Below are 14,374 nucleotides of genomic sequence, written 5' to 3' on the forward strand. Positions count from 1 at the left end.
CGTACCTTCCCTGCTCACTGTCCCGCGCGCGTACGCACCGGCGGCGCGTCCGAGCCTGTGGGAGGAATCTTCCTGCTCTTGATGGCGAACGTCATCACATCCTTGAACACGGGGGCCGCGAGCTGGCCGCCGAAATGGCCGTTCTTGGGGTTCTGGAGCACCGAGAGCACCACCAGCCGGGGCGCGTCCGCGGGCGCGAAACCGACGAAGGAGGCCGTGTAGCCGTCGTAGCGGCCCAGCTCGGCGTCGTAGCGGTCGGCGGTGCCGGTCTTGCCCGCCACCCGGTAGCCGGGGATGGCGGCCAGCGCGCCGGTGCCCTCGGCGCTCACCGCGGTCTCCAGCATCGTCGTGATCTCCTTGGCCGTCGTCTCGCTCACCACTCTGGTCTGCCTGCCCGCGGGAGCCGGGACGAACCTGCCGGAGGCGTCGGTGGTGCCCGCCACGATCTGCGGATCGACGCGGACGCCGCCGTTGGCGATGGTCTGGTAGACGCTGGCGGTCTGCAGGGCGGTCACCGACACGCCCTGGCCGTAGGCGACCGTGCAGCTCTGGCTGCCCGACCAGTTCTTGTAGTTGGGCAGCAGGCCCGCCTCGGCGTTGGGCACGCCGCCCGCCGGGGTGGTGCCGAACCCGAACGCCCTGAGCATCGCGTACAGGCGCTCGCTGCCGACCTTGCGGGCGGCCATGATCGTGGCGACGTTGCTGGACTGGGCCATGGCCTGCCGGAAGGTCATCGCCTCGGGCTTGTGGGCGTGGGCGTCGCGCAGCACCCGGTCGGCGCACCTGATGTTGTCGGGCACCTGGAACACCGTGTCGGGGGTGACCTCCTTGGCCTCCAGCGCGGCGGCGGCGGTGATCACCTTGTTGGTGCTGCCGGGCTCGAACACGTCCGCGGCGGCCTTGTTGACGTAGGAGGAGGCGGGGGCCCTGCGCCAGTTGCCCAGGTCGAGCTCGGGCGCGTTGGCCATGGCGATGATCTGGGCGGTCCTGACGTCCATGACGATGACCGCGCCGCTGCTCGCGCCCGACTCGCGCACCTGCTCGGCGACCGCCTTCTGGGCGGCCCACTGGATGTCGCGGTCGATGGTGAGCCGCACGTCCTGGCCGTTGACGGGCGCGGTGCGCTCGCTGCTGGTCATGGGGATGCGCAGGCCGTCGCGGCCGGTCTCGACCCGCTGCTTGCCGTCGCGGCCGGCCAGGATCGTGTTCTTGGCCTGCTCCATGCCGCCCAGGCCGTTGCCCTCGTCGCCGACGAAGCCGATGAGGCTGCCGGCCAGGTCGCCGGCCGGGTAGTCGCGGCGGTAGGTCTTCTTCGCGCTGAGCGCGGGCACGCGGGCCTGCAGCAGGCGGGTGGCCACGACCGGGTCGACGTCTCTGGCCAGGAGCTGGTAGCGGCTGCCGGTCCTGGACAGCTTGGCGGTCATCTCCTCGACGGTCTTGCCGAGCTGCCTGGCCAGGATCGCGGCCACGTTGGCGCGGACGTCCGCGGGGACCTTGGAGGGGTCGATGGACACCTCGCGGGCCTCCGACGTACGGGCCAGCGCGTTGCCGTTGACGTCGGTGATCGTGCCGCGCTTGGCGGGGATCTCCTCGACGTGCTGGCGCTGGCCGACGGCGGCGGCCTCGTAGACCTTGGAGTCGAGGCCCTGCATCTGGATCAGCCGGCCGGCGAAGATCGACAGGATGAACGTCATGCCGATCAGGCCGATGTTGATGCGCCGGCGCGGGCTGCCCAGGCGCAGCACCAGCGGGGGCCGCGGCGGGCGGGGCGGCGTGGGCGGGCGGCGCGGGCCCCTGGGGGGCGGCACGTCCGCGCCGCGGCGCAGCATGCCGCGCTCACGCCCGCGCGCCTGGTCCAGCCCGGAGGCGCGCACCTGGCCGGAGGCCGGACCGCGCGCCTGACCGGCCCTCGGACCGCGGGTCTGCTCGGGCCTGCCGGCGCGCCCCTGATCGGACCGGGAGCCCCGGCTCTGACCCGGCCCCGACCCGGGCCGCGCCGGCTCGGACCGCGAGCTGCGCCCCTCGTCCGGCCGCGAGCCGCGCCCCTGGTCCGGCCTTGAGCCGCGGGCCTGGTCGGATCTTGAGCCGCGGGCCTGGTCGGGGCCGGGGCCGTCGCCGCGACGGCGCGGCCCCTCCTGCGGCGCCCTGTTCCGGGCGCCGTCGGCTCGGCCCTGGGCGGCACGGCCACGCGTCCGGTCGCTCTCGTCGCGGCCCTGGGCGGCGCGGCCACGCGGGCGGTCGTCGCCGTCGCGGCTCTGCGGGGTGCGCCCGCGCGGGCGGTCGTCGCCGTCGCGGCCCCGGGAGGCGGCGCGGTTACCGGAGTCGTCGCGGGAGTCGTCGCGCGGACGGCGGCGCGGGCCGTCGCCCGGGTCGCGGCGCGAGCGGGCGCCCTCGTCGTCGTCACGGGGCCGGGCGCGATCGCCGTCGTCGCGGCGCTGCCGGCCACGGGAGCCGCCCGCGGAGTCGCGGCGGGCGCTGCCGCGCGCGTCGTCGCCGGGTTCGTGGGGCCTGCGGCCCCTCAGGTCGTCGTCGAACGGCAGGTCGAACGGGTCGGGAGGACGCTTGCGCGGCGAGTCGTCCGGCGCCGCCGGGCGGCCCGTCCCGTCGGAACGGGCAGAGCCCCCTCGCCCTGCCCGCCCCGGACCGCCCGGCGTACGACGAGCGGCGCCGGGCCCTCCAGGAGAGCCGGCGCCGCCAGCGCCGCGGCCGGGACGCTGTCCCCTGCCGCCTGAATCCCTCACCGCTCCGGGACCGCCTGGCCACTCGGCTCGCCCTTGTCCCAGGGCCGCAGGTTCTTGTCCAGGTGGTAGCCCTGCGCCTCGGCACGGTCGGCGATGTTCTGGGGCTGCATCTTGCGCTCGTACTCCAGCCGCAGCGCTTCCTTCTCCTGCTGGGCCACCGCGATCTCCTCGCGCAGCTTGGCGTCGGTGATGGCGTCGCGGTTGAGCATGATGTTGAGCAGCAGCAGGCTCACCAGCCCGCCGCACATCAACCCGACGACGAGCAGCACGAACGGCGCCCGCTGCCGCTTGGTCGAGGGTCGCCGCGCGGCGGGACGGCGCGCGGGCGCGGCGCTCTCGCCGGGACGCGCGGCCGCCGGCCGCCGGCCGCCGGTGTCAGGACGGGGCCGCGGCTTGGTCTGGTGCGAGACGCCCGGCCTGCGCGTGCCCGGCTTGGGCATGGCGCGGCGGACGGGCGCGACCCGGCCGGTCTCCTGCTCAATCGTCAACGCGGATCCTCTCTGCCGCCCGTAGCCGGGCCGAGGCCGCCCGCGGGTTGCGGGCGAGCTCTTCATCGCTGGGGAGCTCGGCTCCCCTCGTCAGCAGGCGGAACCTCGGCTGGTGTGCCGGTAGCGGGACGGGCAGCCCTGGCGGGCTGGTGTCCTTGGTTCGCGCCGTGAGGGCCTGCTTGGTGAGCCGGTCCTCAAGGGAGTGGTAGGAGAGCACGACGACCCGCCCACCCAGCGCCAGCGCGTCGAGCGCCGCGGGCAGCGCCGCCTCCAGGGCGGACAGCTCCGCGTTGACCTCGATGCGCAGCGCCTGGAAAGTCCTCTTGGCGGGGTTGCCGCCGGTGCGCCTGGTCGCCGCGGGGATCGCGTCGCGCACGATGTCGGCGAGTCTCTTGGTGGAGGTGATGGGCTCCTTGGCGCGTTCCTTGACGATAAGCCCCGCGACCCTCGGCGCGAAACGTTCCTCGCCGTAGTCGCGCAGGATTCGTGCCAGGTCGGCGGCCGGATAGGTGTTGACCACCCGCTCGGCCGTCAGCTCCTGCTCGGTGTCCATGCGCATGTCGAGCGGGGCGTCGTAGGAGTAGGCGAAGCCGCGTTCGGCCTCGTCGAGCTGCGGCGAGGAGACGCCGAGGTCGAACAGCACGCCGTGGACCGCGGGATGCCCGGCCTCGGCGACGATCTGGGCCAGGTCGCCCGAGGAGGCGTGGACCAGGGTGGTGCGGTCGGCGTAGGGGGCGAGCCTGCGGGTGGAGAAGTCGATCGCGAACGGGTCGCGGTCGATCCCGATGAGGCGCAGGGAGGGGAAGGCGGCGAGCAGGGCCTCGGAGTGGCCCCCGAGCCCGAGATTGGCGTCGACGACGACCGGCTCCGGCCCCGTCAGCGCCGGGCCCAGCAGCTCCAGTACGCGCTCGAGCATCACCGGAACGTGACCGCCCGTGCCTGCGTTGTCGTCCATCTCCAACCCCCCCTCTCGCGTCCTGCTCGCGGATGACGCGTATCGGTCAATCGTCAGTCATTCCTGGGTCCCCACCCGGCGCCGCCCGGCCAGGTCCCCATCCGCACCCTCTTCGTGGACGCCCGCCCTCTGACACCGGGGAAGGTGCATCAGTTGGCAGGCAGTGGTTGCGGGTGGAGACCTCGCCGAACGACATCACCGACGGATCGACCGTGATCACTACAAGATCCCTGGCAGCACCTCCTCCGACAGATCGGCGAACGCCTGCTCCTGCGCGTTGAGATAGGTGTCCCAAGCCTGCGAGTCCCAGATCTCCAGCCGGGTGTTGGCCCCGATGACGACGCAGTCACGCTCCAGGCCGGCGTATTGACGCAGGCTCTGCGGGATCGTGACGCGTCCCTGCTTGTCTGGTTTCTCGTCGGACGCGCTGGCGAAGAAGACGCGGCTGTAGTCACGCACCGCCTTGGCGGTGACCGGGGCGGTGCTGAGAGCCTCGGTTATGCGCTGGAACTCCTCTACTGGAAAGACGTAGAGGCATCGCTCCTGGCCTTTGGTGATCACAAGACCCTCCGCCAGCTCCTCACGGTACTTAGCCGGCAGGAACAGCCGTCCCTTGTCGTCAAGACGCGGTTGATGGGTGCCGAGGAACATCGGCGCCACCTCCCGTGCCTCAGCGAAGCGCTCAGCGCTGGTGCACCGGGCCCTCCACTGCGCACCACCATACTCCACTTCTCCCCACCGTCAACTGATTCGAACCGTCTTCATCATCAGTTTCCGTTGCGTTACCGCAGGTCAGGGCGGTGGAGCGGGGGTGGGGGGCGCCGGGGGGCGGGCCAACCCTCATGGGCGTGTCGAGGGTTGGAAAGACCGGCGGTATAGGGGCTCGCGGCAGACGCGAAGGCGGGGGTGGAGGAAAGTGGGGCGGCCGAGGGGGTCAGTGTCACGGGATTCGCACTGCTATGCGACAAGAACAGGAACATCAGCGGGGTTCCCTGGAATATCCACAAATGTCGCTCAAGAACCCGCAGCGTCGTAGGGTCGTACAGACAATGGAAAAGGAATGGCATGGCTCCCGTAATGGCACCGTGCGGGACAGCCGTCGCACTATGGAGGCCTGGTGGCACTAACCCATGACGTCCCTCCCCAGCTTGACGAGCTGGTCTCCACCGCCCACCGAATCCGGCAGGCCATCGAGTCGGTGATCGAGGGAAAGAGCGACGCCGTCCGTCTCACGCTGACCGTCCTGCTCGCCGAGGGCCACCTTTTGATCGAGGACGTGCCGGGGGTCGGCAAGACGATGCTCGCCAAGGCTCTGGCGCGCTCCATCGACTGCCCGGTGCGCCGCGTGCAGTTCACGCCCGACCTGTTGCCCAGTGACATCACCGGGGTCAGCGCCTACAACCAGCAGACGCGTGAGTTCGAGTTCAAGCCCGGGCCGGTGTTCGCCAACATCGTCGTGGGCGACGAGATCAACCGCGCCTCCCCCAAGACGCAGTCGGCGTTGCTGGAGTGCATGGAGGAGCACCAGGTCACCGTGGACGGCGTGACGTACCCCCTGGACGCCCCCTTCATGGTGATCGCCACCCAGAACCCCATCGAGATGGAGGGCACCTATCCCCTCCCTGAGGCCCAGCGCGACCGGTTCACCGCCCGGGTCGCCATGGGCTACCCGGAGCCGACCGCCGAGCTGGAGATGCTCGACGTGCACGGCAGCACCTCGCCGCTGGACAAGCTGGAGCCGGTCGCCACGACCGCCGAGGTGCGCGCGCTGATCGAGGCCGTGCGCGGCGTGTACGTCTCGCAGCCGGTCAAGAAGTACGCCATCGACCTCGTCGTGGCCACCCGTCACTCCCCCGACCTGCGGCTGGGCGCCTCACCCCGGTCCACGCTGCAGCTCGTCCGCGCGGCCAGGGCGCACGCGGCGCTGGCCGGACGCGACTACGTCATCCCCGACGACCTGCAGGACCTGGCCGTGCCCGTGCTGGCGCACCGGCTGCTGCCCAGCGTCGAGGCCCAGGGCCAGCGCCGGCTGCCCGAGCAGGTGGTGACCGACCTCGTCAGGCGCGTGCCGGTGCCGGAGACGCGAGCGTCGTGAGGGCCGGACTGCGGGCGCTGACCTCCCGCGGCAGGTCGTTCCTGGCCTCGGGGATCGCGGCGCTGCTGATGGCGCTGATCCTGGGCGAGAACGACCTGTTCAGGATCGGCGTGCTGGTCACGGCGCTGCCGCTGCTGGCCGCGCTGGTGGTGGCACGTACCAGGTACCGGCTGAGCTGCGCGCGGAGGCTGGACCCGCCCCGGGCGGAGGTGGGCGGGGAGGCCACGGTGACGCTGCGCCTGGAGAACGTGACCCGGCTGCCGACCGGGCTGCTGCTGATCGAGGACACCGTGCCGTACGCGCTGGGCGTGCGGCCGCGGTTCGTGCTCGACCGGGTCGAGTCCAAGGGCGTGCGTGAGATCGACTACCGGGTCCGGTCCGACCTGCGCGGCAGGTACACGATCGGGCCGCTGTCGGTGCGCATCGCCGACCCGTTCGGGCTGGTGGAGCTGACGCGGGCGTTCACGATCAGCGACACGCTGGTGGTGACGCCGCAGGTGGTGGCGTTGCCGCACGTACGGCTGTCGGGCGAGTGGACGGGCGGCGGCGACAGCCGCACCAGGAGCGTGGCCGCGGCCGGCGACGACGACGTGGCGCCGCGCGAGTACCGGCAGGGCGACGACCTGCGCCGGGTGCACTGGCGCTCGACCGCCCGGCACGGCGAGCTGATGGTGCGCCGCGAGGAGCAGCAGTGGCAGAGCCGCGGCGCGCTCCTGCTGGACACCCGCAGGCACGCCCACCGCGGCGAGGGCCCGCGCTCCTCCTTCGAGGTGGCGGTCTCGGCCGCCGCCTCGATCGGCGTGCACCTCGCCCACGAGGGCCTGGGCCTGCGGCTGGTGACCGACCAGGGCGCCGAGCACCTGACCGACCAGGGGCTCAGCTACTCGCTGCTGGACACGCTCGCCGTGGTGCGGCACAGCTCGGCCCGCTCGCTGGAGATGGGCGTCTCGGCCCTGCGCCAGGGCGGCGGCGACGGACTGATCGTGGCCGTGCTCGGCGCGCTCGACCCGGAGGAGGCCAGGGAGCTGGCCAGGCTGCGGCACAGCGGCGTCACCGGTGTCGCGGTCCTGCTCGACGCCGGCACCTGGGAGGGCGCCGGCCGCGGCTCGCACGAGAACTTCGACGCCGTGCAGGGCGTCCTGGCCGGTTACGGGTGGCGGATCGTCCGGCTGCCCGCCGGCACCTCCATCGCCTCGGTCTGGCCGGACGCCGCCAACCGCGGCAGGTACGCGCTCAACCCCACGGGAGGTGCGGCATGAGGCTGACGGCCGCCTCGGGTGTGGCCGCGTTCGCCGCGGCGATCCTGCTCTATCCGCTCTTCCAGGGCGGCGCCTGGTTCTGGACGTCGCTCGGCGCGGTGCTGGCCGTGATGGCCGCCGGGCTGCTCGGCTCCCGCCTGTCGCTGCCCGCCTGGGCCGCGCCGCTGGCCGGGCTGGCCGCGTTAGGGATCTTCCTGACCGTGGTCTTCGCCTCCGGCAAGGCGTGGGCGCTGGTCATCCCGACCAAGGAGTCGGTGTGGGAGCTGGGCCGGCTGCTCGGGGTCGGCTGGGCCGACATCCAGCGCTACGCCGCGCCCGTGCCGTCCACGGACGGCATCACGCTGCTGACCGCGGGCGGCGTGGGCGTCATCGCGATCGCCGTGGACCTGCTCGCCGCGCGGCTGCGGCGGGCGGCGCTGGCCGGGCTGCCGCTGCTGGCGCTGGCCACGGTCCCGGCGACGATCCTGGCCGAGCCGATCAGCTGGCCCGCCTTCATCATCGCCGCGCTCGGCTTCGTCAGCCTGCTGATCGCCGACGGGCGCGAGCGGGTGGGCCACTGGGGACGGGCGGTGCTCGTCCGCCGGACCAGGGCGGCGACCGGGCCGCGTCCGGACACCGGCGGGGCCAGGGCCGACACCAGCGGGCTGCGGCTGTCGGGCAAGCGCATCGGGTTCGCCGCCATCGCGCTGGCCGTGCTGCTGCCCGCCGCGCTGCCGGTGATGGAGCCGGTCTCCTTCTTCCAGTTCGGCGTGGGCGGCCGGGGCGGCGGCAAGGGCAACTCGATCAGCATCGCGAGCCCGATCGCGAGCCTGCGGGGGCAGCTCGAACTGCCCGAGCGGCGCGTGGTGCTCACCTACAACAACAACGACAACAAGCCCAGGTACCTGCGGATCTACGCGCTGGACACCTTCGACGGCCAGCAGTTCGGCATGACCGAGCCGAAGGGCTCGCCGGACAACAGGACGGAGAACGGCCCGCTGCCGCCGCCGCCGGGGCTGAGCGCGAGCACGAAGGTCAGCAACGTCGTCACCAAGATCCGGATGAGCGACGAGATCGAGCGGCTGCAGTTCCTGCCGCTGCCGTACCCGCCGCGGCAGATCCGGGTGGACGGCGACTGGCGCGCCGACGTGGGCACGCTGATGGTCTTCTCCATCCCCGACGAGGCGGCCGGCCTGGAGTACGAGGTCGCCACCAGCGAGCCGGCCGCCACGCCGGAGCTGCTGGAGTCGCTGGAGGGCGTCCAGCCGAGCGTGGACCGGCGCTACCTGAAGCTGCCGGACAACCTGCCGCCGGAGATCGTCCGGCTGGCGCGCTCGCTGACGGCGCAGACCAACTCCAACTACGAGGCGGCGGTGAAGCTCCAGCAGTTCTTCACCAAGGACGGCGACTTCCGCTACGACCTGCGCACGCAGGGCCACGGCAACTCCGCGCTGCGCGACTTCCTGCTGCGCGACCGCACGGGTTACTGCGAGCAGTTCGCGGCCTCGATGGCGGTGCTGGCCAGGATCGTCGGCATCCCGTCGCGGGTGGCGATCGGCTACACCGGCGGCACGAAGGTCGGCGACAACTGGACGGTCACGACCGGCGACTCGCACTCCTGGCCCGAGCTGTACTTCGAGGGCGTGGGCTGGCTGCCGTTCGAGCCGACGCCGGCCGGGTCGCTGGGGCAGGGCAGCGCGCGGGTGCCGGACTACACGGTCCCGCCGGCGCCTTCGACGACGCCGTCCACCTCGCCGAGCAGCGGCGCGACCGAGTCCGGCGCCGACGACCCGATCAACCCCTCCACCCGGCGCAACCCGCGCGAGCTCGACCGTGAGGGCCTGATCGCCACGGGCGGCCTGCCGCCGGACGACTCGATGCCGCTGATCGGCAAGCTCGGCATCGGCGCGGGCGCGCTGCTGCTGCTCCTGCTGGTCCCGGCGGCGCTGCGGCTGCTCACCAGGAACCGGCGGGTGCGCGCGCTGGGCTGGAAGGTCTCGCAACCGGCCGACGACCTGACGGCCAGGATCGCGACCGCCCACCACCCGTCGATCGCGGCCGTGTGGGCCGAGCTGGACGACGTGCTGTGCGACTACGGCATGACCCGCGGCGCCAGCGAGACCCCGCGGGCCCTGGCCCGGCGGCTGAGCCAGCAGTACGAGTTCGACGCCGAGTCGGCGGCCGCCATGACGGCCATCGCGACGACGGTCGAGCGGGTGCTGTTCGCCAGGGACCCGGGCACGATCGGGCCCATGAGAAAGGACCTGCGCAAGGTGCGGCAGGCCCTGGCGGCGACGGTGTCGCGGGGAAGGCGGGTGCGGGCGGTGCTGCTGCCGCCCTCGACGCTGCGGCGGCTGCGGGCGCTGGGCGAGCGCCTGCTGGACGGCTTCGACCTGCTGGAGAACATCAGGCTGCGGCGGACGGCGGCGCACAAGAGCGCCTGAGCCGCCCAGGACCGAGCGTGCGGTCGCTCCCCGGAAGGGGAACGGCCGCACGTTCGCGTATGGCGGAAGGTCAGGGGCCGGCGAGGAGCCGCGAGGAGATCAGCGCTCGTCGTGACGACGGCGCCAGCGCTCCTCCATGCGCTCCATGAAGGTGCCCCGGTTGGCGCGCCTGGTCTGCCTGCCCGCGCCGCCCGCGCCCGGGGCCGGCGGCGAGTCGCCGAACCCGTTCATGCGCTTCCAGCTGGACAGACCCCACAGACACGCGGCGAGCATGACCACGAAACCGCCGACGCCGAGCGGGATCTGACTCATGACCACGCCGACCATCATGATCACGACGCCGAGCGCAAAGCCGATGGAGGCTTTGATCAGGCGACGCTTGTAATGGCTGCGCGGGTCACTGATCCTTACGGTGTTGGCCCACTTCGGGTCCTCGGCGTAGAGGGCCTGCTCGATCTGGTCGAGCAAGCGCTGCTCGTGCTCAGAGAGCGGCACGGCGCCTCCCAAGGACAGCCCCAGGACGGGGAAGACGGCAACGGACGACACGGGGTGTCCGAACCTCGCGGTCGGTTATCCCCAGAATACGAGGCTGTAGACGTAGGCGAAAGCAAACGTCCAACGCAGACCAAACCGGAGGTGACGTCATGGCTCCATTGTGGACCATCTCGCACCCCTTCCCCCAAAATCGCGACATCCTTCTCCTACCCGACTGACCGATCAAGTAGGACATGGGCGTCATGTCTCTATTTCATCAAGCTTGCCACGTACCAGCGACGCTGGGAGCACCGCATCGGGGCCAAATCTCCGGATCGCCTTGTCCATCGCCTGTTCGGCCTCGCGCCAGCCGGTCTCGCGCTCGCCCAGACCGAGCTGACGGGTGGCCTCGCCGGCCGGGCGGAGGTTCTCCATCCGGACCCCGACCAGGCGCAGGCGCACCCGCTGGAGACCGGCGGCCTCGAACAGCTCGCAGGCGGTCGCGTAGATCACCTGGGCCACGTCGGTCGGCTCCCGCAGGGTGCGCGACCTGGTGATCGTGGTGAAATCGGCCCGGCGCAGCTTCACACTTACAGTTCTGCCCACGTGGCCGCCCTTACGCATCCGGGCCGCCACGCGCTCGGCCAGGCGCAGCAGCTCGCGCCGGATCACCTCGGGGTCGTCGACGTCGGCCGCGAAGGTCTCCTCGTTGCCGATGCTCTTGTCGGGCACGTGCGCGGTCACCGGACGCTCGTCGCGCCCCCAGGCCAGCGTCGCCAGGTGGCCGCCGACGGCCTGCCCGAGCTCGCGCTGGAGCGTGCCCAGGGGCACCCTGGCCAGGTCGCCGACCGTGCGGATGCCGAGCCGTACGAGGGACTGCTCGGTGCGCTCCCCCACGCCCCACAACGCCGAGACCGGCAGCGGGTGGAGGAAGTCGACCACCTGCCCTTCTGGCACCACCAGCAGCCCGTCGGGCTTGCACTGCTTGGAGGCCAGCTTTGCCACGAATTTGCTGGAGGCCACCCCGACCGAGCAGGTGATGCCGTAGCGGTCGAGGACCTGCTCCCTGATCATGGCGGCGATCGCCGCGGGCGGGCCGAGCCGCCGCCGGGCGCCGCCGACGTCGAGGAACGCCTCGTCGGAGGCGATCGGCTCGACCAGCGGGGTGATCGAGTGGAAGATCTCCATGACGCCCTTGGAGACCTCGGAGTACTTGCCGTGGCTGGGCGGGATGATCGTGGCCTGCGGGCACAGCCGGCGCGCCCTGCTCATCGGCATCGCCGAGTGGACGCCGAACGCCCTGGCCTCGTAGGTGGCGCTGAGCACGACGCCGCGCCCGGCCGGCGAGCCGACGATCACCGGACGGCCCCGCAGCTCCGGCCGCTCCAGCAGCTCGACGCTGGCGAAGAAGGCGTCCATGTCGACGTGGAGAATCGGGCAGCCGCTGTCATCGACCCCGGTCCGCGGCGCGGGGCCGATGCCTGTGATCTGCTTGCGGGACACGCCTGCGAGTCTATCCGAACAGACGTTCCAGACTAGGGCCGGTGACCGAGGACGTGCACCTGGGTCGCGACGTCCCGCAGCACGGGGTGGACGGCGGCGGCCTGCTCCAGCGCCGCGAGCGCCTCGGCCGCGCCGGGCTCGCCGTCGACGAGCCGGCTGGGCACCAGGTCGGCGAAGACCCGCACGCCGTGGACCGCGCCGACGGTGAAGCCCGTGGCGGTCAGCAGCTGCGCCAGGGTCTCGGCGGTGAAGCGCCGCGGCGTGGGGTCGCGGTCGCCCCACGTGCCGCGCGGGTCGGCCAGCACGGCCCTGGCCTCGTCGAACTGCCCGGCCAGCGCCCGGTGGATCGCGCTGGCCACGGGGTTGGCGGCCAGCACGCTGACGGCGCCACCCGGGCGCAGCAGCCCGGCGACGGCGGCCAGCGCGCCGGTGGGGTCGTCGACGTACTCCAGGACGCTGTGGCACAGGACCAGGTCGGCGCTGTCGCGGTCGAGCAGGTCGCCGAGGTCGGCGGTGTCGCCCTGCAGGCCGCGCACGCCCACGCCCTTCTCCTTGGCCCGGCGCTCCAGCGCGGCCAGCGAGTCGGGGCTGGGGTCGACGACGGTGACGGTGTGGCCGAGCTCGGCCAGCGGCACGGCGAACCCGCCGGTGCCCCCGCCGGCGTCGACGATGTCGAGCGCGGCCCGGCCGACGGCCTCGGCACGCTCGGCCAGCACCGACCGCAACGCGCCCCACACGACGGCGGTGCGCACCGCCGGGGTCTTCGTGGTGACGCCTTCTGCTCGCAACGTCGGCTCGCCTCTCTCTCCTCCGCGGGCGGCCCTCGCCCTGTGCGGACGGGCCCAGCCTACGCCGTACGCGCCCTCGCCCGCAGGCCGGACCCTAACCGTCGAAGGCCGCCGCCACCCTCTTGGGCGCCCGCAGCCGCCAGGCGTCGGTCAGCAGCTCGGCCAGCTCGCCGGCCGCCACGGCCGCCAGGCGCACCAGCACCACGGCGTGCCCGTCGTAGTGGGGCGTGGAGAAGAACGTGCCGGGGACGGCGGCGATCAGCTCGTGCTTGAGCTCCACGCCGCCCACCGGCACCGCGAGCACGCCGTCCTCCTGCGTGATCCGGGCGAACCACCGGCCGCGCACGTAGAAGGCGGGCGTGCCGTACATGGGTTTCTCGGCGGTCTCGGGGAGCGCCAGGGCCAGGGCGCGCACCTCGTCTTCGGTCACCATGGGACCGATGCTCACACAGAAAGCCGGACAAGGCCGGAAAAGGGCGCGTCGCGGCTGGTGACGCGCCACTTCCCCGGACCGGCTCACGGCTCAGGGCTCGCGGCCCCGCGGCCAGGCCGGGGACCGCATCGGAAGGCCGCGCGGCGTGCCTTCCGCCGCCTCTTCGCGAGCCGTACGGACCGTCTGAGTGGAACGTACCCCGAAACGGCCTTCGCGGCCTTTGTCTAAAGGGTGAGGCTTGGCTTGAGTTGCTTGAACCGGGCCAGCAGCCCGTTGATGAACTGCGGCGACTCGTCGGTCGACAGCTCGCCCGCCAGGTGCACCCACTCGCTGATGACCACGCCCTCCGGCACGTCGGGCATCCACAGCAGCTCGTACGTGCCGCCGCGCAGCAGGTTGCGGTCGACGGCGGGCATGCGGTCGAGTGTCCAGCCCTCGGAGTAGGTGGTGATCAGCTCGTCGATGCGGGTGTGGTGGCGGGCCACGCCCTCGACGATGGCCGAGGTGTACTCGTTGACCGGCGGCTCCTGCCGCTCGACGCGCTCGGCGAGGATCCGCAGCGGATCCTCCGAGCGCAGCTCGGCCTCGAAGAGGATGTCAAGGGCGCGCCTGCGTGCTTTGCCGCGTGCAGACACCTCAGGCCCGGCCGAGGTATTCGCCGCTGCGGGTGTCGACCTTGACCTTCTCGCCGGTGGTGATGAACAGCGGCACCTTGATCTCGGCGCCGGTCTCCAGCGTGGCGGGCTTGGTGCCGCCGGTGGAGCGGTCGCCCTGCAGGCCGGGCTCGGTGTTGGAGATCAGCAGCTCGACGGCGGCGGGCAGGTCGACGTAGAGCGCCGAGCCCTCGTTGAAGGCGATCGTGGCGAGGGTGTTCTCCAGCATGTAGTTGGCGGCGGTGCCGACGGTGCGGGCGGGCACGTTGACCATGTCGTAGGTCTCGGTGTCCATGAAGACGAAGTCGTCGCCGTCCTTGTAGGAGTACTGCATCTCGCGCTTGTCGACGTTGGCCACGTCGACCTTCACGCCGGCGTTGAAGGTCTTGTCGACGACCTTGCCGGAGAGGACGTTCTTGAGCTTGGTGCGCACGAACGCGCCGCCCTTGCCCGGCTTGACGTGCTGGAACTCGACAACGCTCCAGAGCTCACCGCCCTCGAGCTTCAGCACCATGCCGTTCTTGAGGTCGTTGGTCGTCGCCACTCGTTCTCTCCCGCGTGT

13 protein-coding genes are annotated in these 14,374 nt (G+C 72.2%); 3 read left to right on the forward strand and 10 right to left on the reverse strand.

Annotation, left to right across the window (positions count from 1 at the left end; genetic code table 11):
- Positions 1–14 precede the first annotated feature (14 nt).
- From ACIBQ8_RS22590 to mraZ, 4 genes are all read right to left on the reverse strand, one after another.
- Positions 15–2,741 (reverse strand): penicillin-binding transpeptidase domain-containing protein, encoded by a 2,727-nt coding sequence (locus ACIBQ8_RS22590; RefSeq protein WP_397192893.1) that lies wholly within the window; start codon positions 2,739–2,741, stop codon positions 15–17.
- Entirely contained in the window at positions 2,738–3,229 is a 492-nt protein-coding gene (locus ACIBQ8_RS22595; RefSeq protein WP_397171346.1) for a hypothetical protein, read from the reverse strand. The genes ACIBQ8_RS22590 and ACIBQ8_RS22595 overlap by 4 nt, the downstream gene beginning before the upstream one ends.
- Positions 3,219–4,184, reverse strand: coding sequence for a 16S rRNA (cytosine(1402)-N(4))-methyltransferase RsmH (gene rsmH, locus ACIBQ8_RS22600; RefSeq protein ID WP_397192894.1), 966 nt, complete (start codon positions 4,182–4,184; stop codon positions 3,219–3,221). The genes ACIBQ8_RS22595 and rsmH overlap by 11 nt, the downstream gene beginning before the upstream one ends.
- Positions 4,185–4,403: 219 nt before the next feature.
- On the reverse strand, positions 4,404–4,835 hold the full coding sequence (gene mraZ / locus ACIBQ8_RS22605; protein WP_352326976.1) for a division/cell wall cluster transcriptional repressor MraZ: 432 nt from the start codon (positions 4,833–4,835) through the stop codon (positions 4,404–4,406).
- Positions 4,836–5,301: 466 nt separating this feature from the next.
- Between mraZ and ACIBQ8_RS22610 the strand changes: the two genes are divergently transcribed.
- From ACIBQ8_RS22610 to ACIBQ8_RS22620, 3 genes are read left to right on the forward strand one after another with little or no spacing between them, the layout of a single operon-like run.
- Entirely contained in the window at positions 5,302–6,279 is a 978-nt protein-coding gene (locus ACIBQ8_RS22610) for a MoxR family ATPase (RefSeq protein ID WP_352326975.1), read from the forward strand.
- A complete protein-coding gene (locus tag ACIBQ8_RS22615; RefSeq protein ID WP_358293949.1) occupies positions 6,276–7,538 on the forward strand; it encodes a DUF58 domain-containing protein in 1,263 nt (420 codons plus the stop codon). Before ACIBQ8_RS22610 ends, ACIBQ8_RS22615 begins: the two co-directional genes overlap by 4 nt.
- Positions 7,535–9,961 (forward strand): transglutaminaseTgpA domain-containing protein, encoded by a 2,427-nt coding sequence (locus ACIBQ8_RS22620; RefSeq protein WP_397192895.1) that lies wholly within the window; start codon positions 7,535–7,537, stop codon positions 9,959–9,961. Before ACIBQ8_RS22615 ends, ACIBQ8_RS22620 begins: the two co-directional genes overlap by 4 nt.
- Positions 9,962–10,060: 99 nt before the next feature.
- Here ACIBQ8_RS22620 and ACIBQ8_RS22625 read toward each other — a convergent pair whose 3' ends face one another.
- The 6 genes from ACIBQ8_RS22625 to efp all read right to left on the reverse strand — a co-directional run bounded on the left by ACIBQ8_RS22625 (position 10,061) and on the right by efp (position 14,356).
- The gene (locus ACIBQ8_RS22625; protein WP_397171341.1) at positions 10,061–10,456 is read right to left on the reverse strand and encodes a DUF3040 domain-containing protein; all 396 of its coding nucleotides are present in this window, start codon (positions 10,454–10,456) and stop codon (positions 10,061–10,063) included.
- Positions 10,457–10,696: 240 nt separating this feature from the next.
- The gene (dinB, locus tag ACIBQ8_RS22630) at positions 10,697–11,938 is read right to left on the reverse strand and encodes a DNA polymerase IV (RefSeq protein ID WP_397192896.1); all 1,242 of its coding nucleotides are present in this window, start codon (positions 11,936–11,938) and stop codon (positions 10,697–10,699) included.
- 32 nt (positions 11,939–11,970) lie between these two features.
- Complete coding sequence (locus ACIBQ8_RS22635) at positions 11,971–12,726, reverse strand: methyltransferase domain-containing protein (protein WP_397171337.1); 756 nt, start codon at positions 12,724–12,726, stop codon at positions 11,971–11,973.
- 94 nt (positions 12,727–12,820) lie between these two features.
- A complete protein-coding gene (locus ACIBQ8_RS22640; protein ID WP_397171336.1) occupies positions 12,821–13,159 on the reverse strand; it encodes an MmcQ/YjbR family DNA-binding protein in 339 nt (112 codons plus the stop codon).
- A gap of 224 nt (positions 13,160–13,383) precedes the next feature.
- Positions 13,384–13,794, reverse strand: a complete 411-nt coding sequence (gene nusB / locus ACIBQ8_RS22645; protein ID WP_397192897.1) for a transcription antitermination factor NusB — start codon at positions 13,792–13,794, stop codon at positions 13,384–13,386.
- A gap of 1 nt (position 13,795) precedes the next feature.
- Positions 13,796–14,356: an elongation factor P gene (gene efp, locus ACIBQ8_RS22650; protein ID WP_352326968.1), complete on the reverse strand. Its 561-nt coding sequence runs from the start codon at positions 14,354–14,356 to the stop codon at positions 13,796–13,798.
- Between the last annotated feature and the right edge of the window lie 18 nt (positions 14,357–14,374).

The sequence above is a fragment of the Nonomuraea sp. NPDC049646 genome (assembly GCF_044465525.1).
GTDB lineage: Bacteria > Actinomycetota > Actinomycetes > Streptosporangiales > Streptosporangiaceae > Nonomuraea.

Excerpts from the sequence above, each read along its gene's own strand:
- rsmH (WP_397192894.1), bottom strand. The coding sequence starts at position 4,184 with ATGGACGACAACGCAGGCACGGGCGGTCACGTTCCGGTGATGCTCGAG.
- mraZ (WP_352326976.1), bottom strand. The coding sequence starts at position 4,835 with ATGTTCCTCGGCACCCATCAACCGCGTCTTGACGACAAGGGACGGCTG.
- ACIBQ8_RS22620 (WP_397192895.1), top strand. The coding sequence starts at position 7,535 with ATGAGGCTGACGGCCGCCTCGGGTGTGGCCGCGTTCGCCGCGGCGATC.
- ACIBQ8_RS22640 (WP_397171336.1), bottom strand. The coding sequence starts at position 13,159 with ATGGTGACCGAAGACGAGGTGCGCGCCCTGGCCCTGGCGCTCCCCGAG.